At 73.3% G+C, this 25897-nt stretch carries 24 protein-coding genes and 1 tRNA gene; 6 read left to right on the top strand and 19 right to left on the bottom strand.

The window, feature by feature from the left end; all coding sequences use genetic code 11:
* Window positions 1-56: 56 nt before the first annotated feature.
* From M0M48_RS04450 to M0M48_RS04420, 7 genes are all read right to left on the bottom strand, one after another.
* A tRNA-Met gene (locus M0M48_RS04450) sits at window positions 57-130 on the bottom strand.
* A gap of 54 nt (window positions 131-184) precedes the next feature.
* The gene (locus tag M0M48_RS04445; protein WP_257750209.1) at window positions 185-802 is read right to left on the bottom strand and encodes a trimeric intracellular cation channel family protein; all 618 of its coding nucleotides are present in this window, start codon (window positions 800-802) and stop codon (window positions 185-187) included.
* 73 nt (window positions 803-875) lie between these two features.
* The gene (locus M0M48_RS04440) at window positions 876-3809 is read right to left on the bottom strand and encodes a UPF0182 family membrane protein (RefSeq protein ID WP_257750208.1); all 2934 of its coding nucleotides are present in this window, start codon (window positions 3807-3809) and stop codon (window positions 876-878) included.
* A complete protein-coding gene (locus tag M0M48_RS04435) occupies window positions 3806-4363 on the bottom strand; it encodes a PPA1309 family protein (protein WP_257750207.1) in 558 nt (185 codons plus the stop codon). The genes M0M48_RS04440 and M0M48_RS04435 overlap by 4 nt, the downstream gene beginning before the upstream one ends.
* 23 nt (window positions 4364-4386) lie before the next feature.
* Complete coding sequence (locus M0M48_RS04430; protein ID WP_257750206.1) at window positions 4387-5424, bottom strand: YlbL family protein; 1038 nt, start codon at window positions 5422-5424, stop codon at window positions 4387-4389.
* A gap of 45 nt (window positions 5425-5469) precedes the next feature.
* Window positions 5470-5823: a hypothetical protein gene (locus M0M48_RS04425; protein WP_257750205.1), complete on the bottom strand. Its 354-nt coding sequence runs from the start codon at window positions 5821-5823 to the stop codon at window positions 5470-5472.
* Between the two features lie 49 nt (window positions 5824-5872).
* The gene (locus M0M48_RS04420) at window positions 5873-6301 is read right to left on the bottom strand and encodes a molybdenum cofactor biosynthesis protein MoaE (protein WP_215815521.1); all 429 of its coding nucleotides are present in this window, start codon (window positions 6299-6301) and stop codon (window positions 5873-5875) included.
* A 104-nt stretch (window positions 6302-6405) separates the two neighbouring features.
* Here M0M48_RS04420 and M0M48_RS04415 point away from each other — a divergent pair, with 104 nt between their 5' ends.
* Together M0M48_RS04415 and M0M48_RS04410 are read left to right on the top strand one after the other, a co-directional pair.
* On the top strand, window positions 6406-7764 hold the full coding sequence (locus tag M0M48_RS04415) for a zinc-dependent metalloprotease (protein ID WP_257750204.1): 1359 nt from the start codon (window positions 6406-6408) through the stop codon (window positions 7762-7764).
* Window positions 7761-8309 (top strand): NUDIX hydrolase, encoded by a 549-nt coding sequence (locus M0M48_RS04410; RefSeq protein ID WP_257750203.1) that lies wholly within the window; start codon window positions 7761-7763, stop codon window positions 8307-8309. Before M0M48_RS04415 ends, M0M48_RS04410 begins: the two co-directional genes overlap by 4 nt.
* On the opposite strand, the gene M0M48_RS04405 is transcribed toward M0M48_RS04410, so the two are convergent.
* From M0M48_RS04405 to M0M48_RS04395, 3 genes are all read right to left on the bottom strand, one after another.
* On the bottom strand, window positions 8306-8863 hold the full coding sequence (locus tag M0M48_RS04405; RefSeq protein ID WP_215815524.1) for a M48 metallopeptidase family protein: 558 nt from the start codon (window positions 8861-8863) through the stop codon (window positions 8306-8308). The two genes, M0M48_RS04410 and M0M48_RS04405, sit on opposite strands and share 4 nt — an antisense overlap.
* A gap of 77 nt (window positions 8864-8940) precedes the next feature.
* Window positions 8941-9996, bottom strand: a complete 1056-nt coding sequence (locus M0M48_RS04400; protein ID WP_257750202.1) for a PHP domain-containing protein — start codon at window positions 9994-9996, stop codon at window positions 8941-8943.
* Between the two features lie 335 nt (window positions 9997-10331).
* On the bottom strand, window positions 10332-11153 hold the full coding sequence (locus M0M48_RS04395) for an enoyl-CoA hydratase/isomerase family protein (protein WP_215815526.1): 822 nt from the start codon (window positions 11151-11153) through the stop codon (window positions 10332-10334).
* Between the two features lie 137 nt (window positions 11154-11290).
* On the opposite strand from M0M48_RS04395, the gene M0M48_RS04390 reads away from it, so the two are divergent.
* Window positions 11291-11449 (top strand): DUF5679 domain-containing protein, encoded by a 159-nt coding sequence (locus M0M48_RS04390; protein WP_107776774.1) that lies wholly within the window; start codon window positions 11291-11293, stop codon window positions 11447-11449.
* Between the two features lie 126 nt (window positions 11450-11575).
* The gene (locus tag M0M48_RS04385) at window positions 11576-12466 is read left to right on the top strand and encodes a hypothetical protein (protein WP_257750201.1); all 891 of its coding nucleotides are present in this window, start codon (window positions 11576-11578) and stop codon (window positions 12464-12466) included.
* Window positions 12467-12473: 7 nt separating this feature from the next.
* Here the strand turns inward: M0M48_RS04385 and M0M48_RS04380 are convergent, their stop codons facing one another.
* The 6 genes from M0M48_RS04380 to M0M48_RS04355 form a co-directional block, all read right to left on the bottom strand.
* Entirely contained in the window at window positions 12474-12638 is a 165-nt protein-coding gene (locus M0M48_RS04380) for a hypothetical protein (protein WP_215815678.1), read from the bottom strand.
* A gap of 180 nt (window positions 12639-12818) precedes the next feature.
* Complete coding sequence (locus tag M0M48_RS04375) at window positions 12819-12986, bottom strand: hypothetical protein (protein WP_215815528.1); 168 nt, start codon at window positions 12984-12986, stop codon at window positions 12819-12821.
* 74 nt (window positions 12987-13060) lie between these two features.
* A complete protein-coding gene (locus tag M0M48_RS04370; protein WP_052138409.1) occupies window positions 13061-13327 on the bottom strand; it encodes a WhiB family transcriptional regulator in 267 nt (88 codons plus the stop codon).
* 153 nt (window positions 13328-13480) lie between these two features.
* Window positions 13481-13765: a hypothetical protein gene (locus tag M0M48_RS04365; RefSeq protein WP_215815529.1), complete on the bottom strand. Its 285-nt coding sequence runs from the start codon at window positions 13763-13765 to the stop codon at window positions 13481-13483.
* Between the two features lie 122 nt (window positions 13766-13887).
* Entirely contained in the window at window positions 13888-15963 is a 2076-nt protein-coding gene (locus M0M48_RS04360) for an ATP-dependent helicase (protein WP_257750200.1), read from the bottom strand.
* Window positions 15964-16028: 65 nt separating this feature from the next.
* Entirely contained in the window at window positions 16029-17342 is a 1314-nt protein-coding gene (locus M0M48_RS04355; RefSeq protein ID WP_257750199.1) for a hypothetical protein, read from the bottom strand.
* Window positions 17343-17582: 240 nt separating this feature from the next.
* Between M0M48_RS04355 and M0M48_RS04350 the strand changes: the two genes are divergently transcribed.
* Entirely contained in the window at window positions 17583-17837 is a 255-nt protein-coding gene (locus M0M48_RS04350; protein WP_215815532.1) for a mycoredoxin, read from the top strand.
* Window positions 17838-17888: 51 nt separating this feature from the next.
* On the opposite strand, the gene nudC is transcribed toward M0M48_RS04350, so the two are convergent.
* On the bottom strand, window positions 17889-18800 hold the full coding sequence (nudC, locus tag M0M48_RS04345; RefSeq protein ID WP_257750198.1) for an NAD(+) diphosphatase: 912 nt from the start codon (window positions 18798-18800) through the stop codon (window positions 17889-17891).
* Between the two features lie 28 nt (window positions 18801-18828).
* Between nudC and M0M48_RS04340 the strand changes: the two genes are divergently transcribed.
* Complete coding sequence (locus M0M48_RS04340; protein WP_257750197.1) at window positions 18829-19332, top strand: OsmC family protein; 504 nt, start codon at window positions 18829-18831, stop codon at window positions 19330-19332.
* Window positions 19333-19391: 59 nt separating this feature from the next.
* On the opposite strand, the gene M0M48_RS04335 is transcribed toward M0M48_RS04340, so the two are convergent.
* Entirely contained in the window at window positions 19392-22628 is a 3237-nt protein-coding gene (locus M0M48_RS04335) for an ATP-dependent DNA helicase (protein ID WP_257750196.1), read from the bottom strand.
* Between the two features lie 17 nt (window positions 22629-22645).
* Window positions 22646-25894 carry an ATP-dependent helicase gene (locus M0M48_RS04330; protein ID WP_257750195.1) on the bottom strand — a complete coding sequence of 1083 codons (3249 nt, stop codon included), beginning with the start codon at window positions 25892-25894 and terminating at the stop codon, window positions 22646-22648.
* Window positions 25895-25897 lie beyond the last annotated feature (3 nt).

The raw sequence follows: 25897 nt of genomic DNA, 5'->3' as shown, positions 1-25897 counted from the left end.
CATGACGCACGAAGGCCCTCGATCCGGATTCGGATCAAGGGCCTTCGGTTTCTTTGTAGCGGGGGCAGGATTTGAACCTGCGACCTCTGGGTTATGAGCCCAGCGAGCTACCGAGCTGCTCCACCCCGCGTCGGTGAACAGAACATTACGGCACCGCCCCAACCACCACCAAATCGAGACCCACCTAGGACGACGGCGGTGACATCTTCGGTGACGGAGCCCGCCAGCCGCGCCACCCCGCGAGCAGGCGCCAGCCGATGGTGACCACGGCGGCCGGGGCGGCGATGGCGCCGTGCGAGACGCCGATCTCGGCGCCGGTGGCGGCGATGGCGGCGCCGGCGAGGGCGGGGATGGCGTAGAGCTCGCCGTAGCGGAAGATCACCGGGACGCGGCCGACGAGGAGGTCGCGGACGATGCCGCCGCCGACGCCGGTGGCCATGCCGAGGGCAGCGGACGGGACGGGGCCGAGGCCGAACTCCTGGGCCTTGAGGGCGCCGGCGACGCAGAACAGGCCGAGGCCGAAGGCGTCGAAGACGTTGATCACCCGCTCGAGGCGGCCGAAGGCCGGGTGCCAGGCGAAGGTGACCAGGCCGGCCACGACGGGCACCAGGAGGTAGCGCCAGTCCTCGACCGCCGGCGGCGGTACGGCGCCGATCACCACGTCACGCAGGACACCGCCGCCGAGGCCGGTGGCCATCGCGAGGACGACGACGCCGACGATGTCCAGCTGGTTGCGTACGGCGACCAGCCCGCCCGAGATCGCGAACACGAAGATCCCGACCAGGTCGAGGGTGAGCAGCATGCCGCCATGATCCCGTACGACGACGGGCCCTCCGGCAACCAGTCGCCGGAGGGCCCGTTCGGGGTGTTCGTCGTTACTTCTTGTCGCGCTGGTCGGCCAGCTTGACCGCCTTCTCGACCTCGTCCTGCGCGACCTTGAGCTTCTCCGCCCAGGTCGCCGTGTCGTTGGCGCGCTGCGCCTCCTCGGCCGCCCGGAACGCGTCGTCGGCCTTGCGGAGCGCGTCGGCGATCTGCTCCTCGATCGAGCCGACAGGCTCGGCCGGTGTGCCCGGCTCGCCCGGGGTGCCCGGCTTGTCCGGCTTCTGCTCGCCCGTCTGGACGTCGACGCCGAGCGCATCGCCGAGCGCCAAGGGCAGGGTCTCGCCGATGCCGACGTTCTCGCCGTACTTGACGATCACGTACTGCAGGATCGGGTAGCTCGACGATCCCGCGGTCCGCACGACGTAGATCGGCTCGACGTAGATGAGCCCGCCGTCGACCGGCAGCGTCAACAGGTTGCCGTAGCGCGGTGGCGTGTCCTTCTGCACGTTGAGGTCCTTCAACGTCGAGGTGACCTTGGGATCCTGCTTCATCTCGTTGACGACCTGTCCCGGTCCCGGCGAGTTCTGGTCGGCCATCTCGAGCAGCCGCAGCTTGCCGAAGCTGTCGGTCTTCGTCGCGTCCGAGTTCACCTGCAGGTACGACGCCAAGGTGCCCTTGCGGTAGGGCACGAACACCGAGGTGAGCGACCAGTCACTGTCCACGCTGTCGGCGGCGCCGGTGGCGAACAGTCGGTACGGCGGCTGGAACACCCCGCGTGTCGCGTTCGGGTCCTCAGGCACCTGCCAGCGGTTGTTGCCCTGGTAGAAATCGCCGGCGTTGGTCACGTGGTAGCGCGCGAGCTGGTAGCGCTGGACCTTGAAAAGGTCCTCCGGATAGCGGATGTGCGCCAGCAACTCCCCACCGATCGCGCTCTTGGGCTTGACCGCGTCGGGGAAGACCTTCATCCACGTCTTGAGGATCGGGTCGGTCTCGTCCCACTGGTAGAGCGTCACGGTGCCGTCGTAGGCGTCCACCGTGGCCTTGACCGCCGAGCGCATGTAGTTGATCTCGTCGGTCGGGATGGTCTGCAACCCGGTCTGCTGCTGGAGCGAGTCGTCGATCATCGCGGCGAACGACTCGCGCTGGGAGTTCGGGTACCGGTCGGTGGTCGTGTAGCCATCGATGATCCACACGATCTTGCCGTCGACCACGGCCGGGTAGGGGTCACCGTCGACGGTGAGCCAGGGCGCGACCTTCTCGACCCGCTCGGTGGGCGTACGGTTGTAGAGCACCTTGGAGTTGCCGTTGACGCGCCCGGAGAGCACGAAGTTCGGCTCACCGAACTTGATCGCGTACATCAGCTGGTTGAAGGTGCTGCCGATCCCGACGCCGCCCTTGCCGTCGTAGGTCGTGCGCTGCACGTCCGGCGAGTTCCCTGCATCGGCGAGACCGAGCTCGACACTGCCGTCGTTCTTGCCCGCCTTGCCGACGATCGAGTACGACGGGCTGAGCTCGCCGTAGTAGACGCGGGTCTCGAACTTGCCGGCGTCGGTGAGATCCGTACGTCCGCTGGTGCCGCTGCCGATGCCTTCAGCCCACACGATCCGGCCGTTGACCTCGTCGCTGGTCGCGATCTTGTTGGCGTAGGCCGCGATCAGGCCCTCACCGTGGGTGTAGACGGTGTGCAGGTTGGACCAGTTCTGATCGGAGGTGTTGATCCCGGACTGGTCGAGCTCACGCACGCCGAGGACGAGCGGCTCGCTCTTGCCGTTGATCTTGTAGTGGTCGACGTCCAGCACCTTGGGCACCGAGTAGTAGGACCGGATCTGCTGGCGCTGCTGGAAGGTGTCACGCACCTGCTGCGGGTCGACGACCGGTGCGTCGGTGAGCTGACCCCAGACCTTCTGGGCGACCTCGGCGGTGACGGTGCCCGAGGCAGCGCCGGGGAACTCCTCGGTCGCGACGTCACTGAGCCCGTAGGCCTCGCGCGTGGCGTCGATGTTGGCCTTGATGTAGGAGTTCTCCTTGTCGGCCTCGGACGGCTTGACCTGGAAGTTCTGCACGATGGCGGGCCAGATCATGCCGAGCAGCACGGCCGAGAGCGCGAGCAGCGCCAGGCCGACCGAGGGCAGCTGCCAGGTCTTGCGCCAGATGTTGAGGAAGAACAGCACGGCACAGATGAGCGCGACGCCGACGAGGATGTTGCGTGCCGGGAGCAAGGCGTTCTCGCCGGTGTAGTTCATGCCGGTGAAGAGCCGATGATCGTCGGTGACCAGGTCGTAGCGGCCGAAGTAGTAGTCGACGGCCTTGGCCAGCACGAAGACGCCGAGCAGCACCGAGAGCTGCACCTGGGCGGCCGGCGTGAGCCGGTCGTGCTGGGACTGGAGCCGGATGCCGCCGTACAGGTAGTGGACGACGGCGGTCGCGATCAGCGCCACGATGGCCACGGCCATCACGAAGTCGATGACGAAGTTGATCCACGGCAGGTCGAAGACGTAGAAGGAGATGTCCTTCTTGAAGTACGGGTCCTGCTTGCCGAAGGACTCCCCCTCGCGCCACAGCATGAAGGTGCGCCACTGGCCGATCGCCGAGGTGCCGGCGAAGATGCCGACGACGATCGCGACGCCGGCGAGCAGCCAGGTACGGATCGGGGTGACCGCGTCGCGGTAGCGGTCGACGCCGTCGTTGCCGGGCAGCCCGAAGATCGGGCGGCTGCGGTAGGCCAGGTACATGTTGAGCGCGACCACGCCGCCCATCAGGACGCCGAACGCCACGAACAGGCCGACCCGGGTCCACAGCATGGTGCTGAAGACCTGGCCGTAGCCGACCTCGGAGTACCACAACCGGTCGGTGTAGATGCCCGCGAAGGCGCTGAGGAGGAAGAAGCCGAGCACCAGGATGACGCCGGTGATCACCAGCGCCCGGGTACGGCGGCCGGGTCGCTCGGGCGCGGGGCGCTCGGGCTCCTCGTCGAACAGTTCACTCATTGGGGCTCGCCCTCCGCGTCGTCCAGCAGTGTGTTGCGCAGCAGCTCGATCAGGCCGGGTACCAGGTCGGTCCCGCCCATCACGGCGCTGTCGTGGTCCTCGCTGCGCATCCGCAGTGCGCAGTAGGCGGCGCCGTGCCGGGTCACCCCGGCGACGATGCGCACCTCTTCGGCGTCCGGGTGCTCGCGTGCGAACGCGCGCGCCGCGGTCGGGTCCTCGGGCACCTGGCCGTCAGCGGCCGGGGGCAGCACCAGGCGCTCGACGACGGCCGCACAGCCGCCCACGACGCCGGGCCACACGATGCCCGGGAGCACCTCCTCGAGCTGCTGCCCGAGCGGGAGCTCGTCCTGCTCGATCGGCGTCAACGAGCCCTGCTCGGCCGGGGTGTCGAGACCGAGCTGGGCCGCGAGCACGGGCTCCTGGGCGACCAGGCGGCCGGTGTCGACGAGCGCGTAGAGGCGCGCGGGCTGGTCCCAGCCCACGTGCGCCTGGTGCTTCTCGATCTCGAGGACGGCAGCCGCCAGCGCCGGGTCGACGTCCAGGTCGTAGTCCATGTCGGTGGTCCGCTCGTTCGGGGTCAGCAGTGCGGCAGCGGGGCGTCGTGGTCGCCGACCCAGGTCTCGAGGGCCTTGCGCGCCTCGGTCATGGTGGTCGCCTTGACCAGCCTCAGGTCGGGGTCGAGCCCCTGGACGTCCGAGCAGTTGTCCTTGGGGACGAAGAACAGCTTCGCGCCGGCCGCCTGGGCACCGGCGATCTTCTGCTGGATCCCGCCGATCGGGCCGACCTGGCCGTCGGGCGCGAGCTCGCCGGTGCCGGCGACGGTCGCACCACCGGTGAGCGAGCCCGGGGTGAGCGTGTCGTAGATGGCCAGCGAGAACATCAGTCCGGCGCTGGGCCCGCCGACCGTCGGGTCGACGCGCAGGTTGATCTGGAACGGGAACTCGTAGCCCACGCCCAGCGAGACGCCGATCTTGGGCTGGCCGTCCTCGATCTTCGGCTTGATCCGCACGGTCAGCTCGCGCTTGTCGCGCACGATCCGCAGCTCGACGAGCGAGCCGTCGTCGTGCTTGCGCACGGCCTTGACGACCTGCTCGCTGCTGGTGACCGGCTCGCCGTCGACCTCCTTGATGATGTCGCGCAGGAGCAGCTTGCCCTCGGCGGCACCCTTGTCGACGACCAGGGCGACCTGGATCGCCTCGGGTACGTCGTACCCGAGCTCGTTGAGGGCGACCGCCTTGGCGACGTCCTGCGAGGTCGTCATCTGGACCGCGCCCTCGGCCTTCTCCTGCGCGGCCGACTGGTCCTTGGGGTGGACGACGTCGTAGGGCACGACCGCCTTGTCGGGGTCGACCCAGCGGCTGAGCGCCTCGCCGAGCGAGAGCTTGTCGCCGTTGGCCGAGGCCACCACGGTGGTGAACCGGATCTGGCCCTTGTCGTAGTACGCCTTGTGCCCGTCGACCTGGATCACCTCGGCGTTGTCGCCGTCCTTGCCGAGGACGTTGAACGTCGGACCCGGGCTGTAGGAGGCGTAGGGCAGCGGCACGGAGGCCGCGATGCCGCCGAGGATCAGCACCAACGGGGCCGCGATGCACACGGCGATCAGGCGCTGGCTCATGGCGCCTACCTTGTCAGACGCCGCCAATGGTGTCCCGCGGTGGTGTCAGGAGGCGCGCCGGTCGGTTCCGGCGGCGTCGTCGCGGCGGGACTGCTCGTCCGGCTGCACGCCCGGCTGCTCGGCCGCCTGGGCCACCGGCGCGGCCGGGGTCTCGCCCTGGATCACGACGGGACGGCGGCGCGAGGTGCGCAGCGCGATGCCGGTGGCCCGCTCGGCCTCCCGGCGCGGCGCGGCGTAGCCGGGACGGACGCGCTGCTCACGGGCGAGCGCCTCGCCCATCCGCCGGGCCGCGGTCTCGCGGTCGACCTCGCCCCGGCCCTCACGGCCCCACCACGCCACCCACGCCATCGAGGCGACGGTGAGCGCGGCGGCCGGCAGCAGCCAGAACAGGATCTCCACTCCACGAGCCTAGGTCGGTGCTCCACGCCCGGCGGTCAGGACACGCCCGTCAGGGGCTGCCGACCCACTCGTCGCTGCCGTCGGTGAAGCGCTGGTGCTTCCAGATCGGCACCTCGGCCTTGAGGGTGTCGATGAGCGCCCGGCTCGCCTCGAACGAGGAGCCCCGGTGCCCGGCCGTGGTGGCGACGACGACGGCGAGGTCGCCGATGTCGAGGTCGCCGACCCGGTGCACGGCGGCGAGCGCGGTGACGTCGTGCTCGGCGGCGACGCGGTCGCAGACCTCGCGCAGCCGGTCGAGGGCCGAGGGGTGCGCGGAGTACGACAGGCCGGTCACGCCGTGGCCCTGGTCGTGGTCGCGGACCCGTCCGACGAAGAGCACGAGCCCGCCCGCGGCCGGGTCGTCGAGGCTGTCGAGGACCTCGCTCACCGACAGCGGCTGGTCGGAGATCGCGACGAGGCGCACCGCGGGGTTGGTCATGGCTGCACTCTAGGACTCCGGCCGGTCGCGACCGGGGCAGGTCCGGGGTCCGGCCAGGGGTCTCCCCTACACCGCCGGTTGGCGATCCGGCGTAGATTCGGACCATGACCGACAACCCGGGCGACGACCAGCCGAACCCGTTCAAGGGCACGCCGTTCGAGCAGATCTTCGGCGCCCTCGGGGGCGCCTTCCCCGGCGCCGGCGGTGCCGGTGGGGCCGGCGGCATGGCGTTCTTCCAGCAGCTCCAGTCCCTGATGCAGCCGCACGACGGCCCGCTCAACTGGAACGCCGCCAACGACATCGCGCGCCAGACCGCGGCCCAGGAGCCCGACCCGTCCACGACCCAGCGCGACCGGGACCGGGTCTCGGACGCCGTCCAGCTCGCCGACCACTGGCTCGACACCGCGACCGGCTTCCCCTCCGGCGTCACCACGACCGCCGCCTGGAGCCGCGCCGAGTGGCTCGTCGAGACCCAGCCGGTCTGGAAGGTCCTCGTCGAGCCCGTCGCCGCGCGCTCGGTGACCGGGCTGGCCGGGGGGCTGCCCGAGGAGATGAAGGCCGCGGCCGGTCCGCTCGTCGGCATCATCGGCCAGGCCGTCGGCGGGATGATGGCGATGCAGATCGGCCAGGGCCTCGGCGCGCTGGCCGGCGAGGTGCTGTCCGCCTCCGACATCGGGCTGCCCCTGGGCGCGCCCGGCAAGGCCGCCCTGGTGATGGCCAACGTGCGCGCCTTCGCCGAGGGCCTCGACGTCACCGAGGACGACGTCATCCTCTACCTCGCGCTGCGCGAGGCCGCCCACCAGCGGCTCTTCGCCCACGTGCCGTGGCTGCGCGAGCACCTGATCGGTGCGGTCACCGACTACGCCCAGGGTCTCGAGATCAACGCCCAGCAGATCCAGGACCGGGTCCAGGAGCAGCTGCGCGGCATCGACCCCAGCAACCCCGAGGCTATGCAGAGCCTGCTCGAGGGCGGACTCTTCGACCCGCCGCAGACGCCGGCCCAGACCGCCGCGCTCTCCCGCCTCGAGATCGCGCTCGCGCTGGTCGAGGGCTGGGTCGACGAGGTCGTCGGCATGGCGACCCACGAGCGGATGCCGGCCGCCACCAAGCTGCGCGAGGCGGTCCGCCGCCGCCGCGCCGCCGGCGGCCCCGCCGAGCAGACCTTCGCCGCGCTGGTCGGCCTCGAGCTGCGCCCGCGCCGGCTCCGCGACGCCTCCACGCTGTGGGGCGGGCTGCGCAGCCGCTCGGGCCAGGAGGCCCGCGACGGCGTCTGGATGCACCCCGACCTGCTCCCCACCGCCGCCGACCTCGACGACCCGCTGTCGTTCCGGGCCGAGGCGACCCAGCCCGAGACGCTGAGCGAGGACGAGTTCGACGCCGAGCTGCGCAAGCTGCTCGACGGCCCCGACTCCCCCGAGGCGCCCGACTCCCCCGAGGCGCCCGGCGCGCCCGACGCCGGGTGACGCTGCACGACGACGCGCTGGCCGTGCTCCGCGGCTGGCGCGCGCCCGATGCCGTCGAGGAGGCCCTGCGCCGGCGCTACGTCACCCACCTGGAGTCGGCTCCCGACGGGATGTGGCGCTCGTCGTACCCGGACCACATCACGGCGGGCACCCTCGTCATCGACGCCACCGGCGACCGGGTGCTGCTCAACCTGCACCGCAAGGCCGGGCGCTGGTTCCACTTCGGCGGGCACTGCGAGGACGGCGACGCCACCCTCGCCGACGTCGCCCGCCGCGAGGCGCACGAGGAGAGCGGCCTGACCGCGCTCACCTTCCACCCCGAGCCGGTCCAGCTCGACCTGCACACGGTGCCCTTCTGCGGCGATCGCGGGGAGGTACGCCACCTCGACGTGCGCTACGTCGCCGCGGCTCCCCCGGACGCCACGGCCGTGGTCAGCGACGAGTCCCTCGCCGTGCGCTGGTGGCCGATCGGCGACCTGCCCGAGCTCGAGCCGGCCATGCACACGCTCATCGCCCGCGCCCGCGCCCGCGCGGCGCTGAGCTAGTCGACGTCCTCGCCGGGCACGACCTGCTCCGAGGGCGGCCGGTCGATCCGGGCGGCGTCGGACCAGCCGGCCAGGTAGCCCTTGGCCTTCTCCGCGGCCGGGTAGTGCGCGACCCAGCCCCAGAACTTCTCGTCGTGGTGCGGCTCGATGAGGTGGGCGAGCTCGTGGACGAGCACGTAGTCGATCACCCACTCCGGCATCCGCTGCAAACGCTCGGAGAGCCGGATCGAGCGGTCCCGGGGCGTGCACGAGCCCCAGCGCGCGCGCTGGTTGCCGACCCAGCGCACCGACTCCGGCACCGCCAGGCCGCCGAGGTAGGCGTCGCTGAGCTCCTGGGCGCGGGTGGTCAGCGCGTCGTCGCTCCACCGGCGCGGCGCGGCGCTGCGTCGTTCGCGGCGCTCGACCCGGGCGACCATCTTGGAGACCCAGGCACGCTCCTCGGTGCCGGTGAGGTTGTCGGGGACGAGCACGACGATCTTCTCGCCGTCACGGTAGGCGGACACGGTCCGCCGCCGGCGGCCCGACCGCCGTACCTCCACCCGAGGAGTGCCCATGCGGCGACCCTACGGCGCCGGACGCCCCCGCGGTGGGACCTCGGCGCGAACCGGCCCCCGCGAATTGTCTGGACCTGTCAGTCCGCTCCGGGGCGCGCCCAGTCGAGCAGCCGCTCGACCGGCCAGGTGTTGACGATCCGGTCGGCCTCGATGCCGGCCGCCTCGGCCCGCTCGCAGCCCAGGACCGGGTAGTCGAGCTGACCCGGCGCGTGCGCGTCGCTGTCGATCGAGAACACGCAGCCGATGTCCCGGGCCAGCTCCAGGAGCCGGGTCGGCGGGTCGCGCCGCTCGGGCCGGGAGTTGATCTCGACCGCGACCCCTTCCTCGGCACAGGCCTCGAAGACCGCGCGGGCGTCGAAGCGGGACTGGCCCCGGGTGCCGCGGGCCCCGGTCACCAGGCGACCGGTGCAGTGGCCGAGCACGTTGGTGAACGGGTTGCGCACCGCGGCCACCATCCGCTTGGTCATCTGGTCGGCATCCATCTGGAGCTTGGAGTGGACGCTCGCCACCCGCACGTCGAGGCGCCCCAGCATCTGATCGGTCTGGTCCAGTCGCCCGTCGTCGAGGATGTCGACCTCGATCCCCCGCAGCAGCCGGAAGCCGGCCCCGTCGAGGTGCTCGTTGACGGCCGCGACCACGTCGAGCTGGCGGGTCAGCCGCTCCGCGGAGAGCCCGCGGGCGACCTTGAGCCGCGGCGAGTGGTCGGTGAGCACGAGGTAGTCGTGGCCGAGCTCCATCGCGGTCATCGCCATCTCCTCGATGGGCGAGCCGCCGTCGGACCAGTCCGAGTGGGAGTGCAGGTCGCCGCGCAGCGCGGCCCGCAGTGTCTCACCGGCGCCGCCGGAGGTCTGGGGGCCGCCGTACTGCGCCTCGACCTCGGCCAGCTTGTCGGGCAGCTGCCCCTCGGCCGCCTGGGCGATCACCCGGGCCGTGCTCGCGCCCACACCGGGCAGCTCGGTGAGCGTGCCGGCCGCCGCCCGCGCGCCGACCTCGTCGGGCGGCAGCGCCAGGATCGCGCCGGCCGCGCCGCGGTAGGCCTTGACCTTGTAGCTGTCCGCGCGCCCGCGCTCCAGCAGGAAGGCGATCCGGCGCAGCGCCGCCACCGGCGTGCCGTCGTACTGCTCCTCGGTCACGGGTCTCCCGTCCTCGCAGAAATGTTTGTCCACAGGCGGTGGAGGAGCCGGTGGGCACCATCCCCGCTGGTCATCCGACCGTACGCCGCCCCCGGCGTCCACCACCGGCGCACCCCGTCCACAGGCCGTACACCGTTCCGGCCCGCTCCATCCACGGCCCCGGCCGCTCATCCACAGAGTTCTCCACAAGCCTGTCCACAGGCTGTCGGACTCCCGGATTGACCGCGCCGCCGGGGATCCCTAGCGTCATGCCCAGAAGAGGCCCCTGGGGCCGCAGCACCTCGCTCGCAAGGGGAAGGCAAGCGAGGGGCAGATGCGGACCCGGGGGTCTCTCGCTATCTCCCCTCGAAGCGCGCCGGGCGCTTCTCCTGCGCGGCCCGGATCCCCTCCTGCAGGTCCGCCGTGGCCAGCGTCACCGGCTGCGCGAGCGCCTCCCAGGCCAGCGCCGCCTCCAGGTCGGCGTGCCCGCGCTGGAGCGCGCCCTTGGTCAGCCGGGTCGCGATCGGCGCGGCGGCGGCGATGTCCGCCGCGGTCGCCAGCACCTCGTCGAGGAAGGCCGAGGGCTCCAGCACCCGCGAGACCAGGCCCAGGCCCAGCGCCTCGTCGGCATCGACCAGCCGCCCGGTCAGGAACAGGTCGCGCGCCGCGGCCGGGCCCACCACCTCGGGCAGCAGGTAGGTGCCCGCCATGCCCGGGTGGATCCCCAGCCGGGTGAACGGCACGCCCATCTTGGCGCCGCGCGCGGCGTACCGGAGGTCGCAGGCCAGGGCCAGGCACAGCCCCGCACCGATCGCGGCGCCGTTGATCGCGGCGATCGTGGGCACCTCCAGGCGGCGGATCGAGAGCCACGCGCGGTAGAACGGCAGCATCCGGGTGCGCAGGTCGTCCACCGTCGCGTCGGGCTCCGAGGCCAGCCAGCTCAGGTTGCCGCCGGAGCAGAACCCCTTGCCCTCCCCGGTGACCACGACGGCCCGCACGGTGGGGTCCGCGGCCAGGTGGTCGACCGCCGCGACCCAGGAGGCGGTCATCTCGTCGCTCATCGCGTTGCGCATCTCCGGCAGGTCCAGGACCAGCAGCGCGACCCCCGCCGAGGGCCGCTCGAGGCGCAGGTGGGTCAGCACGGGGGGCGTGGGCGATTTCACGGCGGAATCAGACATGCGGGGCACGGTACTGCGACTCCGTGGGGCTGTGCCGTAGGGTCGGGGAGGTTCGGAGTGCGGCTCCGAACCCCGACGGGCTTCCCCCAATGTCCCCCGTCGCGACGACCGAACGAACAAAAAGCAAGGAGGCCGTCATGGCGGAGACCTGGAGCGGCGAGTTCTACTGCGTGAAGTGCAAGGCCAAGCGCGAGGCCGAGGGCGAGGTCAAGGTCAACGAGAAGGGGACCCGGATGGCCAAGGCCGTCTGCCCCGAGTGCGGCACGAACCTCAACCGCATCCTCGGCAAGGCCTGAACCTCAGGCACTCAGCCGATTGTCACGGGCGGCTCCACCTCGGTGGAGCCGCCCGTGGCGCGTTTTTCCAGCCGGGCCTGTGGATGAGCGCCGCGCGCCCCCGCCCGCCCGTGGCACGCTGCCCGCATGCCGATCGCTGCCGGGACCACCGCGTCGCCGTCGGCGGCCGCCCTGGTGCTGCGCCCCGGTACGCCGGTGCTCCACCGCGCACCGGGCGTCCTCCAGGTGGGACTCGACCCGCCGCGGGCGTCGGTCCCCGACGATCCCGCCGTCCGGCGGCTGCTGAGCGCGCTCGGCCGGCCCACCGGGCACCCGGCTGACGCGCCGCTGAGCGAGTCCGCCGCGACCGCCCTGGCCCGGCTCCGCGAGGCCGGACTGGTCCATCCCGCTCCCCCGTGGCCGCTCCCACCCGGGCTGGGTCCGCTGCTCGCCCAGTTCGGCCCCGATGCCGTACGCCGCCACGAGGCGCGCGCCGCCGCCCGGATCGCCGTGCGTGCCGCCCCCGGCCCCCTCACCGACCTGCTCACCGGCCTGCTCGCCGAGGCCGGGCTCGCCACCACCCCCACCGCCGACGACCCCGGCGCGGTGCACCTGGTCCTGCACCCCGGTCCGCTCCCCCGCGAGCGCCTCGACCCGCTCGTGCGCGGCTCGGTCCCGCACCTGGTCGTCGCCGGGGACGCCACCGGGATGCAGGTCGGCCCGTTCGTCGACCCGGGCCGCACCGCCTGCCTGCGCTGCGTCGACGCCCACGCGTCGGTGACCGATCCCCGCCGCGCGCTGCTCCTGGCCCAGGCCGCCGCCCGCGGCGCCGCCCAGCCGGCGCCTCGCGACCCGGTGCTCGACCGGCTCGCGCTCGCCTGGGCCGTGCAGGACCTCCTGCGCTACGCCGACGGCGAGGAGCCCACCACCTGGTCGGCGACCGTCGACCTCGGCCCGCACGGCGTACCGGTGCGGACCCCGTGGGGCCGCCACCCCGGCTGCGGCTGCTCCTGGGACGGCTTCCTCGAGCTGCCCTGAGCGGCGGCTACCACCACTCGCTGTCGAGCTTGGCCTCCATCGAGCGCAGGTTCGCCCGCGAGCACTCGTCGCAGTAGTGCCGGACCCGCCCCCGCTCGACCGACGTGGACCAGGTCAACGGCGGGACGTCGCCGTCCGCCCGGCGCCCGCAGAAGTCGCAGTGCAGCGTCACGGCGCCAGCCTAGTGGCGCCGGAGCGACCCGCCGGCGCTGCTCAAAAAGCCGGAAGGGCCGGTTCGACGATCGGTCGAACCGGCCCTTCCTGTTCACCCGCGATCAGGTGCCCTTCGAGGGAGGTCCCGAAGAATTCCGGTCTCGCTTGTCCGTGGTGCGGGAGCCCCCGCGGTACGGACTCAGAGAGCGCGAGCGAGGGCGAGACGAGCCTGCTGCGCTGCACGCTCGGCCTTGCGGCTCAAGCGACGCGCACGGGCCATCCGACTGGCCGCGCGCAGCTGCTGCGCCTCTCCCAGGCGCATGGACATCTGCGCCCGCGCCATCTCTTCGTTGAGGAGGTTGTTCATGATGATTTCCGTTCTGGAGGTATGAGAAAGCTCTTCGGTGGTACTGCGTTGATGAGTTGCTGCGTCGGCGTGGCCTACGCGGCGGCGTCCTTGCGCGGCCGGCCCCGGGGCCGCTTGCGCGGGATCACCACGCCGGCCAGGAACAGCTCGCCGCCCCAGACGCCCCACGGCTCGCGCCGCTCCAGCGCGCCGGCGAGGCACATCGCCTGGACCGGGCAGTCCACGCACAGCGCCTTGGCGGCCTCGACATCCGACGGGGACTCGGCGAACCACAGCTCGGCATCGTTCAGCCGGCACGGCAGCAGCTCGTCCAGCGTCGGCTCGAGAACACTGGTCGTCATTTCTGCTTTCACCTCCTCTACTCAGACCTGATCGCGTTGGTCGATTCCTTGCGGGATCTGCGCCTTCGCGGTTCTCGGTCGGAGAAGTACGAAGGCCGCGGATCCCGGTGATTCGGGTTCCGCGGCCTGGAGGGTGCCGAGCTGAGTGCTATCTCAGATCGGTGGACTCCAGGCGAGTGAACCCGGGACGTAGGCGGTCGTCGTGCCGCGGCGTCCCATGCCGGCGTGTGCGCGCTCCCGCTTGACGGCATCCAGGGCCACGGCGGCGGCGAGGGTCGCGAACGGCGCAAAAGCGGCATTCGGAGCGATCGCACGCGCGGCAATGCCCTGGACCTCGAAGGTCGGGAGGGCAGAGGTGGCGCAGCCGAGGAACGCGGACGGGGACAGCGGACGCTGCCAAGCGGACGTCATTGCCGGGATCATCACGAAGTTCTCCATGGGTGCCACCTCCTTCGGTGCCAGTTGGGCGCCAGCCGTGCCAGGGCTGTGGTGCGCAGCGGTTGTGTCTGATGACCGTAACGGCCCGTCTTCGGGCCGTGCAAATCATTTATCGGGGTTTTTCAAGGTTTTTCTGAAACAAGTGCGAGGACCGCCTCGCCATAGCGCTCGATCTTGTTGGGACCGACCCCGTTGACCTTGGCGAGCGCCGCCATCGAACCGGGCTTGTGCTCGGCGATCAGCTCGAGCGTGGCGTCGGTGAACACGACGTACGCCGGGAGCGGCTTGCCGTCCTCACCCGCCTCGCGCGCGGTCTCGAGGCGCCAGGCCTTGAGCCGCTCGAACAGGCCCTCGTCGTAGCGGACCGGGTGGTGGGCGCAGCGGCCGCGCTTCTTCTCCGCGGCCGAGGTGAGCGGCTGGAGGCACTCACGGCAGCGCGCGACCTTGGTCCGCCCGCGGGCCGGCTGGGGCTGCTGGCTGGCCGGCAGCATCGGCACCAGGAAGCGCGAGGGCTGGCGTCGCGGGGCCTGGCCCGGGTTGCGCGCGGCCGACCACGACACCATCAGCTCGCGCCGGGCGCGGGTCATACCGACGTAGAGCAGCCGGCGCTCCTCCTCGACCGCGTCGGGGCGGGCTCCCCCCTGCTCGGCGTAGACGATGGGGACGGTGCCGTCCTGGACGCCGCAGCAGAAGACGGCGTCCCACTCCAGGCCCTTGGCGGCGTGGAAGGTCGCCAGCGTCACGCCGTCGGCGGTCGGCGCGTGCTGCTCGGTGGCGCGGCGGTCGAGCTCGTCGACGAAGGCCGCCACCGAGGACTCGATGCCGCGCTCCTCGGCGAAGGCACCGGCCTGGTCGGCCAGCGCCTGGAGGGACTCCCAGCGATCGCGGACCTGGCCGCGGTTGGTCGGGGGCTCGGCCGTCCAGCCCATGCCGGACAGGACCGCCTTGACCACCTCGAGCCACGGCAGGTCGTCGGCCTCGCCCGAGCGCGCGGCGCCGCGCAGCCGGGTGACCGCCTCGCGGACCTCGCGGCGGTCGAAGAAGCGCGCCGCGCCGCGCACGACGTAGGGGATGCCGCGGTCGGTGAGCGCGTCCTCGAAGGTCTCGGACTGCGCGTTGATCCGGAAGAGCACCGCCATCTCGCCGTAGGGCGTGCCGGCCCGCTGGAGCTTGGCGACCCGGTCGGCCACCCCCCGCGCCTCGGCGACCTCGTCGGGCTCGCCGACGTAGCGCACCGCCGAGCCCGCCGCCTGCTGGGAGCGCAGCTCGACCCCGGCGCTCGGCGTACCGGCCAGGAGGGTGTTGGCGGCCGCGACCACCTGGGGCGAGGAGCGGTAGTTGCGGACCAGCTCGATCGAGGTGGTGCCGGGATAGCGCTGCGGGAAGTCCTTGAGGTAGGTCGCGTCGGCGCCCGCGAAGGAGTAGATCGTCTGGGCCGGGTCGCCCACCACGCACAGCTCGTCGCGCCCGCCCAGCCACAGGTCGAGCAGCGCCGACTGCAGCGGCGAGACGTCTTGGAACTCGTCGACGACGAACCACTTGTACTGGCGGCGCACCTGGGCCGCGACCCGCTCGTCGCTGGCCAGGACGCCCGCGGTGAGGAGGAGCACGTCCTCCATGTCCATCCGCCCCTGGTCGCGCTTGACCTGCTCGTAGGCGGCCATCACCCGCCCGACCGCCTCGGGCGTCTGGTCGCCGACCGAGCGGCCCTTGGCCGGCGCGAGCCGGGGGTAGTCGTCGGCGCCGACATTGCTCACCTTGGCCCACTCGACCTCGGAGGCGAGGTCGCGCAGCAGCGCCTGCTCGGCGCGGATGCCGAGCGTGCGGCAGGCCGCGGCGAGCATCGGGATCTTGGACTCGGTCAGCACCGGCAGCTCGGTGCCGTGCACGTGGGGCCAGAAGTAGCGCAGCTGGCGCAGCGCCGCGCTGTGGAAGGTCCGCGCCTGCACCCCGGGCGCGCCGAGCGCCCGCAGCCGCTGGCGCAGCTCGCCCGCCGCGCGCGTCGTGAAGGTCACCGCCAGCACCTCGGTCGGCGCGTAGACCCCGGACTGGACGCCGTGCGCGATCCGGTGGGTGATCGCCCGCGTCTTGCCCGTGCCCGCGCCCGCCAGCACCCGCACCGGACCGCGCAGGGTCTCGGCGACCTTGCGCTGCTCGGGGTCGAGCGCGGAGAGCAGGCGTTCGATGGACTCGGACATGGCACCGACCCTAGACGGCGGGGCCGACAGAACCGGACCCGCCGTCGGGGCCTGTGGATGAGCGGTCAGCGACGCACGGTCACCGCGCCGGAGAGCGCCGTACGGGTGGCGTAGCCGGTGCGCCGCACGGTCACCCGGACCTGGATCCGCTTGCCCCGGTCAGCCCGCGTGACGGCGTACGTGGCGCCGGTACGGCCGGGCACCACCCGGCCGTTGCGGAGCCAGGCGTAGCTCACCCCGGACGGTGCCGGGGACCAGATGCCGCTCGTCGCCCGGAGCCTCTTGCCGGCCTTGGCCTTGCCGCTCACCACCGGCGCCTTGGTCAGCGCGAACGCGTGGGCGGCCGCCGGCGGAGCCGACAGCGGCGCCGGCGACCAGTCGGGCTCGGTGCCGGCGGTGGCGATCCGGGTCACCGTCGTCCCCTCGGCCGAGCACGCGGCCAGCCCGAGCACGACCCACAGCTCGCCGCCCTCGCTGTAGACGGCCGAGTCGCTGTCCGGCCCGAACGCCGCGTCCACCGGCGAGGGCCGGCCGGGGTCGGGCGTGACGTAGCACTCCGGGTTCGCGGTCGGCTTGGCCGGCGTCCGGCTCCCGCTGCGCGGGTCGCCCACGGTCGTCTTCATCGCGAAGCCGGCCCCCTCGACCCCGAACAGCACCCGCTTGCCGTCACGGGACACCTCCGGCTCCAGCAGCTCGACGAAGCTGTCGAAGATGTCGGGCGAGCGGAACCAGGGCTGCGCCGTCTGCCCCAGGTCGGCGAGGTGGACGTCGCCGTTGCGGTAGAGCGCGACCCGGCTGTTGCTCACCCACCCCGGCTGGTAGCCGAGCACGATCCCGTACTTGTCGGGCCCCGACCACCGGGTCGCGTCGGTGAAGCTCGTCACCGCCTCGGCCTCCAGGTAGCCGCCCGCGCCGCCGTACCGCTCGAGGCGGAGCTGGCTGTAGGCGATCTTGGTGCCGTCCGGCGAGATCTCCGCGCCCTGGATCGGGCTGATCGTGACCGTCCCGGAGTCGGGGACGAACAGGTCCTCCGGCGTGATCCGGTTGAGCACCACGCCGTCCTGGCGCATCCGGACGATCGTCTCGCCCTTCATCACCGCGATGACGCCGTCGTCGGCCATGGTCGGGTGCTCGTACGGCGATGCCGCGGTGCCGTCGCGGGTCACCTGGCGCTGGCCGGTGCCGTCGGGACGGGTCAGCCAGACGTTGGAGGCGCGGATGTAGACGATCGAGCCGCCGACCGCGGCCGCACTGGGGGCGGCGGTCTCGGCCGTTGGGGCCGTTGGGGCCGCAGGGGCGGGCGGTGGGACGCACAGCAGCGAGGCGGCGGCGAGGGCGGTGGTCGCGGAGAGCAGCGCGACCTTCCGGGGACGGGACATCGGGAGAGCTCCTCTGGAGACAGGTCGGGACGGAACGGCGCCCCGTGGTCGGCGCCGGTACCCGTGACCCTCACGGGCCGCGCGTCCCGGCGGACAGGGCAGGTGTCCCGGATCCGGTCCCGAGCCGCCCGGGCTCCGGGCGGGCCGGCGGGCGGGAACAACGCGACCGCCACCATGGTTGAGTGGGCGCAGCAACACCGAGCTGCCCCGGCCCACCCCCGACCCAGAAGGCGATCCGCGATGACGTTCACGATGTACACCACCCCGTGGTGCGGCTACTGCGTGCGGCTCAAGGGCCAGCTCGACCGCGAGGGGATCACGTACGACATCGTCGACATCGAGCAGCAGCCCGAGGCCGCGGCCATCGTCGAGAAGGCCAACAACGGCAACCAGACGGTGCCGACGCTGGTGTACTCCGACGGCAGCGCGCAGACCAACCCGAGCGTCATCCAGGTCAAGGCCAAGCTGACCGAGCTCGCCGAGCTCAGCGCCTGAGCTCAGGCCGGCCCAGGACCAGCCGGGCCAGGACCAGCCGGCAGCTGCCGGCTACCAGCTGCCGGGCAGAGCGCCGCCGTACCAGTCCTCGACGAGCGAGCGGCTGATCGAGACGCCGCCGGGGAGGACGAGCGAGCCGTCCTCGGCGCGCCGGCGCATGTCCTCGCGGGTGAGCCACTGGGCGTCCTCGACGTCGGCGTCGTCGAGGACGATGCTCTCGCTGGTCGCCCGGCCGTGGAACCCGAGCATGAGGCTCGAGGGCAGCGGCCAGGGCTGGTTGCCGAAGTAGGTCACGTCGCCGACGTGGACGCCGGTCTCCTCGTGCACCTCGCGGCGCACGGCGTCCTCGAGGCTCTCCCCCGGCTCGCAGAAGCCGGCGAGCGTGGAGTAGCGGCCGGCCGGCCAGGCCGGGTGCCGGCCGAGGAGGCAGCGCTCGTCGGGGCTGCCCGGTTCGCCGGCGGCGATGAGCATGATCACGGCCGGGTCCGAGCGGGGGAACTGGGGCTTGGCGCAGTCGGCGCACACCAGCTCGTGGCCGGCCGCGCGCGGGACCAGGGTGCCGCCGCAGCGCGGGCAGAAGCGGTGGACCCAGTGCCACTCGGCCAGGCCGAGCGCGTGGAACACCAGCGGGGCCTGGCGGACCGCTTCGCCGGCGAGGAACGGCAGCAGACCGCGCAGGGGCAGCCAGCGCTCCGGCTCTTCCTTCGCGACCTCGCCCGGGACGATCACGCCCCACCAGGTCGCGCCGTCGCGCTCGCCCAGCAGCAGGCGTACGCCCTCGGGTGCCTCGGCCGCCGGTACCCACACGAGTCCGTCCGGTCCCGGCCGGACGCGCGTCCCGGCGATCACCAGCACCCGGCTGGCCGGATCGGCCCACCGCTCCGCGAGCCACGCGTCGTCGGTGCGCAGCAGCCCGAGCCGGTCGTGCGGGTCCTGGACCAGGGTCACGTGCGGGAACGTCACACCACCGAGCCTAGGGCTACCGTGAGACATGGACGCGACCACCCTCCGCGCCGCCCAGGCGCCGCTCAAGGAGCGCTACCGCAGTGATCCGGGCACTGCTCGGACCGCGACGACGGCCACCGGCGACTACCGCGCGCCGGACGTCACCGCGACCATCGACGGCTTCGCCGGACCCGTCCGCGCCGGCCTGCACCCCGCCACCGGCGGTGACGGTACGGACGCCTGCTCGGCCGACCTCCTGCTCCAGGCCGTGCTCGCCTGCGCCGGGGTCACCCTGCGCGCCGTCGCGACCGCGATGAGCGTGGACCTCCGCTCCGCCACGCTCCGCGCCGACGCCTGGTGGGACGCCCGCGGCACCCTCGGCATCGACCGGGAGGCACCGGTCGGCGTCCAGGACATCGTGCTCACCCTGAGCGTCGACACCGACGCCGACGACGCCACGCTCGCCCGGCTGGCGACCGCCACCGAGCGCTACTGCGTCGTGGGCCGCACACTCGCCCAGCCGCCGCAGATCCGGGTGGTCCGGGCCTGACCGACTGACCGATTGACCGGCTCGCACCGGCGCCCGCCAGCGCCCGCCGGCTCGCCACCTCACTCCAGGAGGGCCAGGACCTCCTCGCGGCCCGCGAGCTCGTCGTGCACGACGAGCTCGCCGCGGCGTACGTAGTAGAAGCCGGCGCGGACCCGCTCGGGCGGCAGCCCCCGGAGCTCGGCCCAGGCGAGCCGGTAGAGCGCGAGCTGGAGGGGGTCGGCCTCCTGGCGGGCGCTCGTCTTCCAGTCGACGACGAGGAAGGAGCCGTCGGGCTCGGCGTAGACGGCGTCGATCCGGCCGCGGATCACCTGGCGGCGTCCCTCGGCGCCCTGGAGGACCAGGGAGAAGGGCGCCTCGACGGCGTAGGGCACCCGGCTGCCGAACGGACCGTCCTCGAAGGCGGCGACGAGCTCCTTGAGGTCGGCCTCGTCGTCGATCCCGGCGTCGGCCCGGCCGGAGAGCTCGTCGGGGTCGAACAGGCCCTGCTGGCCGAAGCGGGCCTCGACCCAGGCGTGGAAGCGGGTACCGAACCGGGCGGCCGGGGCCGGGGGTCGCGGCATCGGGCGGACCAGCTCGCGGGCGAACGCCTGGGGATCGTCGCGCAGGCGGCTGAGGGCGGTGGCCGACAACGCCCCCGGCATCGGTACGACGACCTCGGCCCCCGCGCCCGAGGCCAGTCGCGCCTCGGTGAGGAGCTGCTCGATCTCGGCGTCCCAGTCGGCGACCTGGGCCGCGGTGACGATGTCGAGCTCGGGATCGGCACCGTCGGGGTCGGTCGCGCCGACCAGCGCCGCGGCGGCCAGTCGCAGCCGGGCCTCGTCGCCGGTGCCGTCGACCGGCCAGGGCCGGGCCGGGTCCTCGGCGTCGTAGGGGTTGGCCGCGCCCTTGTCGGGCCGGGTCAGCCACGGCTCGGGGGCGAGGTCCCAGGAGGTGAGCACCTCGCGGACGGCCTCCTGGTAGGCGGAGGGACCGTAGGGCGTCTTGCGCGGGCCCCACTGGAACGAGCTCACGGCGAGCCGGTGGGCGGCGCGGGTGAAGGCGACATAGCCCAGGCGCAGCTCCTCGTCGGCCTCGTGGGCCTTGGACCGGCGCCGGTAGTCGTCGAGCGCGGCCTTGTCGTAGCCCTCGAGCTGGGGCAGGTCGGCCGCGTCGCCGCGCAGCGCGGCGGGCAGCACCGCGGGCGAGGACACCCACAGCGTGCGCCCCTGGGCCGACGGGAACCGCGACTCGCAGACGCCGACGCAGAAGACCGTAGCCCACTCGAGCCCCTTGGAGCGGTGCACGGTGAGGAGCTTGACCGAGTCGGCCTCGGTCGGGGTGGCGATGTCGAGGCCGTTGCCCTGGTCGTCCTCGGCGGTGAGGTAGGCCAGGAGGGCGGGCAGCGTCACGTCGCCGTCGACGGCCTGGAAGTCGGCGACCGCCTTGACGAACAGGTCGAGGTTGTCGCGCCGGGCGGCAGCGGCCGGGCTCACCGCCGAGGCGAGCTCGACGTCGACGCCGGTGACGTCGATGATCCGCCGGACCAGGTCGAGCAGCGGCTCGCCGACGGCTACGCGCAGGAGCCGCAGCTCGTCGCGCAGCAGCGAGAACCGCTCGCGCGCCTCGGTGGAGAAGTCGCCCTCGCCGGGGTCGGCCAGGGCGTCGTCGAGGCACGGCACCTCGGCCGGGTCGATGCCGTCGGCGATCGCCACGAGCTGCTCGGAGACGGTGACGACGTCGGCCGAGCGTCCGCGTCGGCCGGCCAGCTCGCCGGCCCGCTGGCCGAGCAGGCGCAGGTCGCGGGGGCCGATCGCCCAGCGCGGTCCGGCGAGCAGGGTCAGCAGGGCGGCGTTGTCGGTGACGTCGTGGAGCAGCCGCAGCACCGCGACGATCTCGGCGATCTCGGGTAGCCGGAGCAGGCCGGAGAGACCGACGATCTCGACCGGTACGCCGGCCGCGGTCAGCGCGTCGAAGACCAGCTCGGCGTGGGCGTTGTCGCGGGTCAGCACGCCGATGCCGGCCCAGTCGCCGGGATCGCCGCCGTGGGCCGCGCGGACCGCGGCCGCCAGCCAGGCCAGCTCGTCACGCTGGGTCTCGAACGTGTGGGCTTCGACGGTGCCGTCGACCGCCCCCTCGGGCGCCCGCAGCCGGGCGACGCCCGCGCCGCGGGTCTCGAGCGCGTCGTAGAGCGGCTCGGCCAGGTGGCTGGCCACGTCGAGGATCCGCCGGTCGGAGCGCCGGTTGACGGTCAGCGCGTAGGTCGTCGGTGTGCCGTCGGCCGCCGGGAAGGTCTCGGCGAAGTTGAGGATGTTGGCCACCGACGCCCCGCGCCAGCCGTAGATCGCCTGGTTGGGGTCGCCGACCGCGGTCACCGCGTGGCCCAGCCCGTGGCCCGGCTCGGGCGCGGAGAACAGCCGGGACAGCATGATCGCCTGGGCGACCGAGGTGTCCTGGTACTCGTCGAGCAGCACCACCTTGAACCGGCCGCGCTCGATCTCGCCGACCTCGGGGCGCTCGGCCGCCAGCCGGGCGCCGAGCTCGATCTGGTCGGAGAAGTCCATCAGGCCCAGGTCGCGCTTGAGCCCCCGGTAGGACGCCACGAGCTGGAGCAGCTCGGCCCGGCGGTCGATCGCGGAGATCGCCTTGTCGATCGCGTCGACGTAGGTCTTGCGGGCCTTGCCGGCGAGCTCCTCGTCGCGGGCACGCTCGAAGCCGCGCCGGGCCGCCGCGTCGTGGCCGAGCACGTCGTCGGGGCCGACCAGGTGCTCGCTCATCGCGGAGTCGAGCGCGAGGAGGTTCTGGATCGCGGTCTCGGGGTGATCGGTCAGCAGCGAGATCTCGCCGGTGAACCGGTCGACCGCCCGGGCTCCGAGCTGGTAGCGGGCGGCGTCGGTGATCACCCGGGTGTCGGGCTCGTGGCCGATCCGCAGACCGTGGTCGGTGAGCAGACCGGAGGCGTAGGCGTTGTAGGTGGCCACCGTCGGCTCGAGGACCTCGTCGGCCTCGTCGTCGCCCGCTCCGGGCGCGGGGGTGAGGTCGAGGGCGCCGGCGTCGCGCAGGGCGGTGCGGATCCGCTGGCGCAGCTCGGCCGCGGCCTTGGTGGTGAAGGTGAGGCCGAGGACCTCCTCGGGCCGCACCTGGCCGGTCAGCACCAGGTAGACCACCCGGGCCGCCATCAGCGTGGTCTTGCCGGACCCGGCGCCGGCGATGACCACCGCCGGGCGCAGCGGCGCGCTGATCGCCGCCCACTGCTCGTCGCTGGGTGGGAACTTCGCCTGCATCGCCCGCTGGAGGTCGGCAGGCGTGGCGATCGTCATGGGGATCGTCGTCGTGCTCACTGGGCCACCACCGCTCCCGCGCTCTTGGCCGGACACAGGGACAGGAAGGAGCAGGTCCGGCACTGCTGGCCGGACACCGCCGGGAAGTGCTCCTCGCGGATCAGGTGGGCCGCATGGGCCAGCCGGGAGCGCAGCTCGTCGCGCTCGGGACCGTCCTCGGCGTGGACCGCCTGGGGCTGGACCGTGGCGCGCTCACCGCCGTCGAGCAGCCCGAGCTGGACCAGCTCGGCGCCGCCGGCCCGGTAGGGCGCCTCGTCGGGCTCGACGTCGAGCGCGCCGTGGTCGACCGCGTACTGGTAGAGCGCGAGCTGGACGTGGGTGCGCACCGAGGTGTCGGACGGCTTGGTACGCCCGGTCTTGAGGTCGACCACGACCACCCGGCCGTCGGCGTCGAGCTCGACGCGGTCGGCGTAGCCGGTCACCTGGACCTGCTCGCCGTCGACCTCGACCACCGTCGAGAACCGTTCCTCGCGGCCGACGAGCGCGCGGGGATTGGCCTCGTGCCAGTCGACGAAGCGCTCGAGCGCCGCGCGGACCCGGTCGTGCTCGCGCTGCTTGGACCACGGGGTGCGGAAGTCGAGCCGGTCCCAGACCTCGTCGACGTAGGCCATCAGCGCATCGGGGTCGGGCGGGGCGTCACCGGAGGCGACCCGCTCGGCGAGCGCGTGGACGAGCTCGCCGAGGTTGGCCGACTGGTGGGCGCGGCCGATGCCGCCGGCCTCGCGGGTGAGGAACCACTGGGTCGGGCAGACGGCCAGGGCGTCGAGCATGCTCGCCGAGACCGGGACCGGGCGGTCCTCGTCGCGGATCGGGGCGGGCGAGCGGCTGGCGGCGCGGGTGCCCCACCAGGTCGCCGGATCGGCGGCCGGGACCGCTGCGCGCCGGCCCACCCGCTCGCGGGCGAGCCGGGCCAGGCGCCGGGCGGCGGCATCGCGCAGGCCGGGGTCGGAGCGGGGGTCGGCGACCGTACGGCGCAGCTCGGCCACGAGCCCGTCGAGCGAGAGCGGCCGCGGGGGCCGGCCGACGACGTGCTCGACGGTGGAGCCGAGCTCGTCGAGGAAGCGCGAGGGCTGCTCGCCCTCGTCGTCGCTGGACCGGACGGCGGTCACCACCAGGCGCTCGCGCGCGCGGGTGCACGCGACGTAGAACAGCCGGCGCTCCTCCATCAGCAGCTCGCGTGCGGTCAGCGGCGGCACCACCGAGCCGACCAGGCCGCCGGCCGAGGACGGGCCGATCCGGTCGGCCTGGAGCAGGGTCGAGCGCCGGCGCAGGTCGGGCCAGCCCTCGGCCTGGACGTGGGCGGCCACGACGAGGCGCCACTCCAGGCCCTTGCTGCGGTGGGCGGTGAGCAGCCGGACGGCCGCGCCCCGCCCGCCGCGGTCGGCGAGGGTGTCGGCCGGGATCTCCTGCTGGACCAGGCCCTCGAGGAAGGGGGCGACGGCGAGGTGCTCGCGCCGCTCCCCCGCCCGGACCGCGACGTCGAAGAGCGCGCAGATCGAGTCGAGGTCGCGGTGCGCGCGGCGCGCGGCGCCGCCACCGGACTCGACCGAGCGGCGCAGCCGGTGGGGCCAGCTGGTGCCGGACCACAGCGTCCAGAGCAGGTCCTCGGCGCTCGCGCCCGCCTCGAGGTCGGCCCGGGCCTGACCGAGCAGCGCGGCCAGCGCCCGCGCCCGCTCGATCTCGGGAGCGTCGATGCCGGCCAGCAGGGTCGGGTCGACGACGGCGAGGCGGACCAGCTCGCGCGAGCTGCGCGGCGTCCCGCCGGACTCTTGGCAGTGGTCCTTCTCGCGGTGGCGCAGCAGCCGGGCCAGCCGCCGGACATCACCGGCGTCGAGACCGCCGAGCGGGCCGGTGAGCAGCGCCTCGGCCCGGGCGGCATCGACGTGCTCGACGTGTTCGGGATCGTCGTTGTCGAGGTTGACCACGGCGCGGAGCGCGTCGAGCAGCGGCATCACCGCGGGGTCGCGGACCAGCGGCACCTCGTCGCGCGCCACCTCGACCGGTACGCCGGCCGCGCCGAGCGCCCGGCGCAGCGGCGCGATGCTCGCCCGCCCCGAGCGCACCAGCACGGCCATCTCGTCCCAGGGGACACCGTCCTCGAGGTGGGCGCGGCGCAGCAGGTCGGCGAGGTGCTCGGCCTCGGCCCGCTCGGTGTCGAAGGTGCGGACCTGGACCTGGCCGCGAACGGCGCTCTCGGCCTGGGGCGCCAGGAACTGCTCGCGGGCCTGGGCCGGCAGCGTGCCGCGCAGGCCGATCCGCCCCGCGACCCGCTGGGCCGGGGCGAGGATGCCCGGGCCGAACCTGCGCACGGTCCGCAGCGCGACCACATCGGCCGGCGAGCCGTCGGCCTGGGGGAACTCGGTGGGGAACTCGAGGATGCCGCGCACCTCGGCCCCGCGGAAGCCGTAGATCGACTGGTGCGGATCGCCCACCGCGACCAGGTCGAGGCCGTCGCCGGCGAGCGCACGGAGCAGGGCGACCTGACCGGGGTCGGTGTCCTGGTACTCGTCGACGAAGACGTGCCGGAACTCCTCGCGCAGCTCGTCGCGGTGGTCCTCGGCCTCGATGCAGGCCCGCCGGATGAGGTCGGCGTAGTCGGTGGCACCGAGGGAGTCGAGCGAGTCGAGGTACTGCTCGAGGAAGAGCCCCGCGGCGACGTACTCGTCGATGCCCTCGGTCTCGCCGAGCTGGCGCAGGGCCTCGCCGTCGAGCCCCTTTTCCCGGGCGCGGCCGAGCACGGCGTGGACCTCGCGCGCGAAACCGCGGGTCGCCATCGCCTGCCGGAACCGCTCGGGCCAGCGCACCGACTCGGGGTGGTCGGCGAGCAGCTCGCGGAGCACGACGTCCTGCTCGGGCGCGGACAGCAGCCGCAGCGGCGCCTCGTAGAGACCGGCCGGGGCGTAGCGCCGGACCAGCGCGTAGGCGAAGGAGTGGAAGGTCGAGCTCAGCTGGGTGCCGGTCGTGCGGCCCAGCCGCGCGGTGACCCGGTCGCGCAGCTGGTCGGCGGCCTTGCGCGAGAAGGTCAGCGCCAGCACTTGGTCGGGCCGCGCGCCGCGCCCCTCGATGCGCTCGACGATCGCCTCGACCAGCGTGGTCGTCTTGCCCGTGCCCGGGCCCGCGAGCACCAGCAGCGGGCCGCCCGGGTGATCGACCACCTGACGCTGGTAGGCGTCGAGCACCGGCACCGCGGCCGCCGGCGGGGCGGGCGCGAAGCGGTAGGTCGGCTGGGCGGTCGTGGGCTCCACGGA

The organism is Pimelobacter simplex, assembly GCF_024662235.1.
Lineage (GTDB): Bacteria > Actinomycetota > Actinomycetes > Propionibacteriales > Nocardioidaceae > Nocardioides.
The sequence above is the reverse complement of the archived record's forward strand: the minus strand, read 5'-3'. Positions and strand labels throughout refer to the sequence as shown.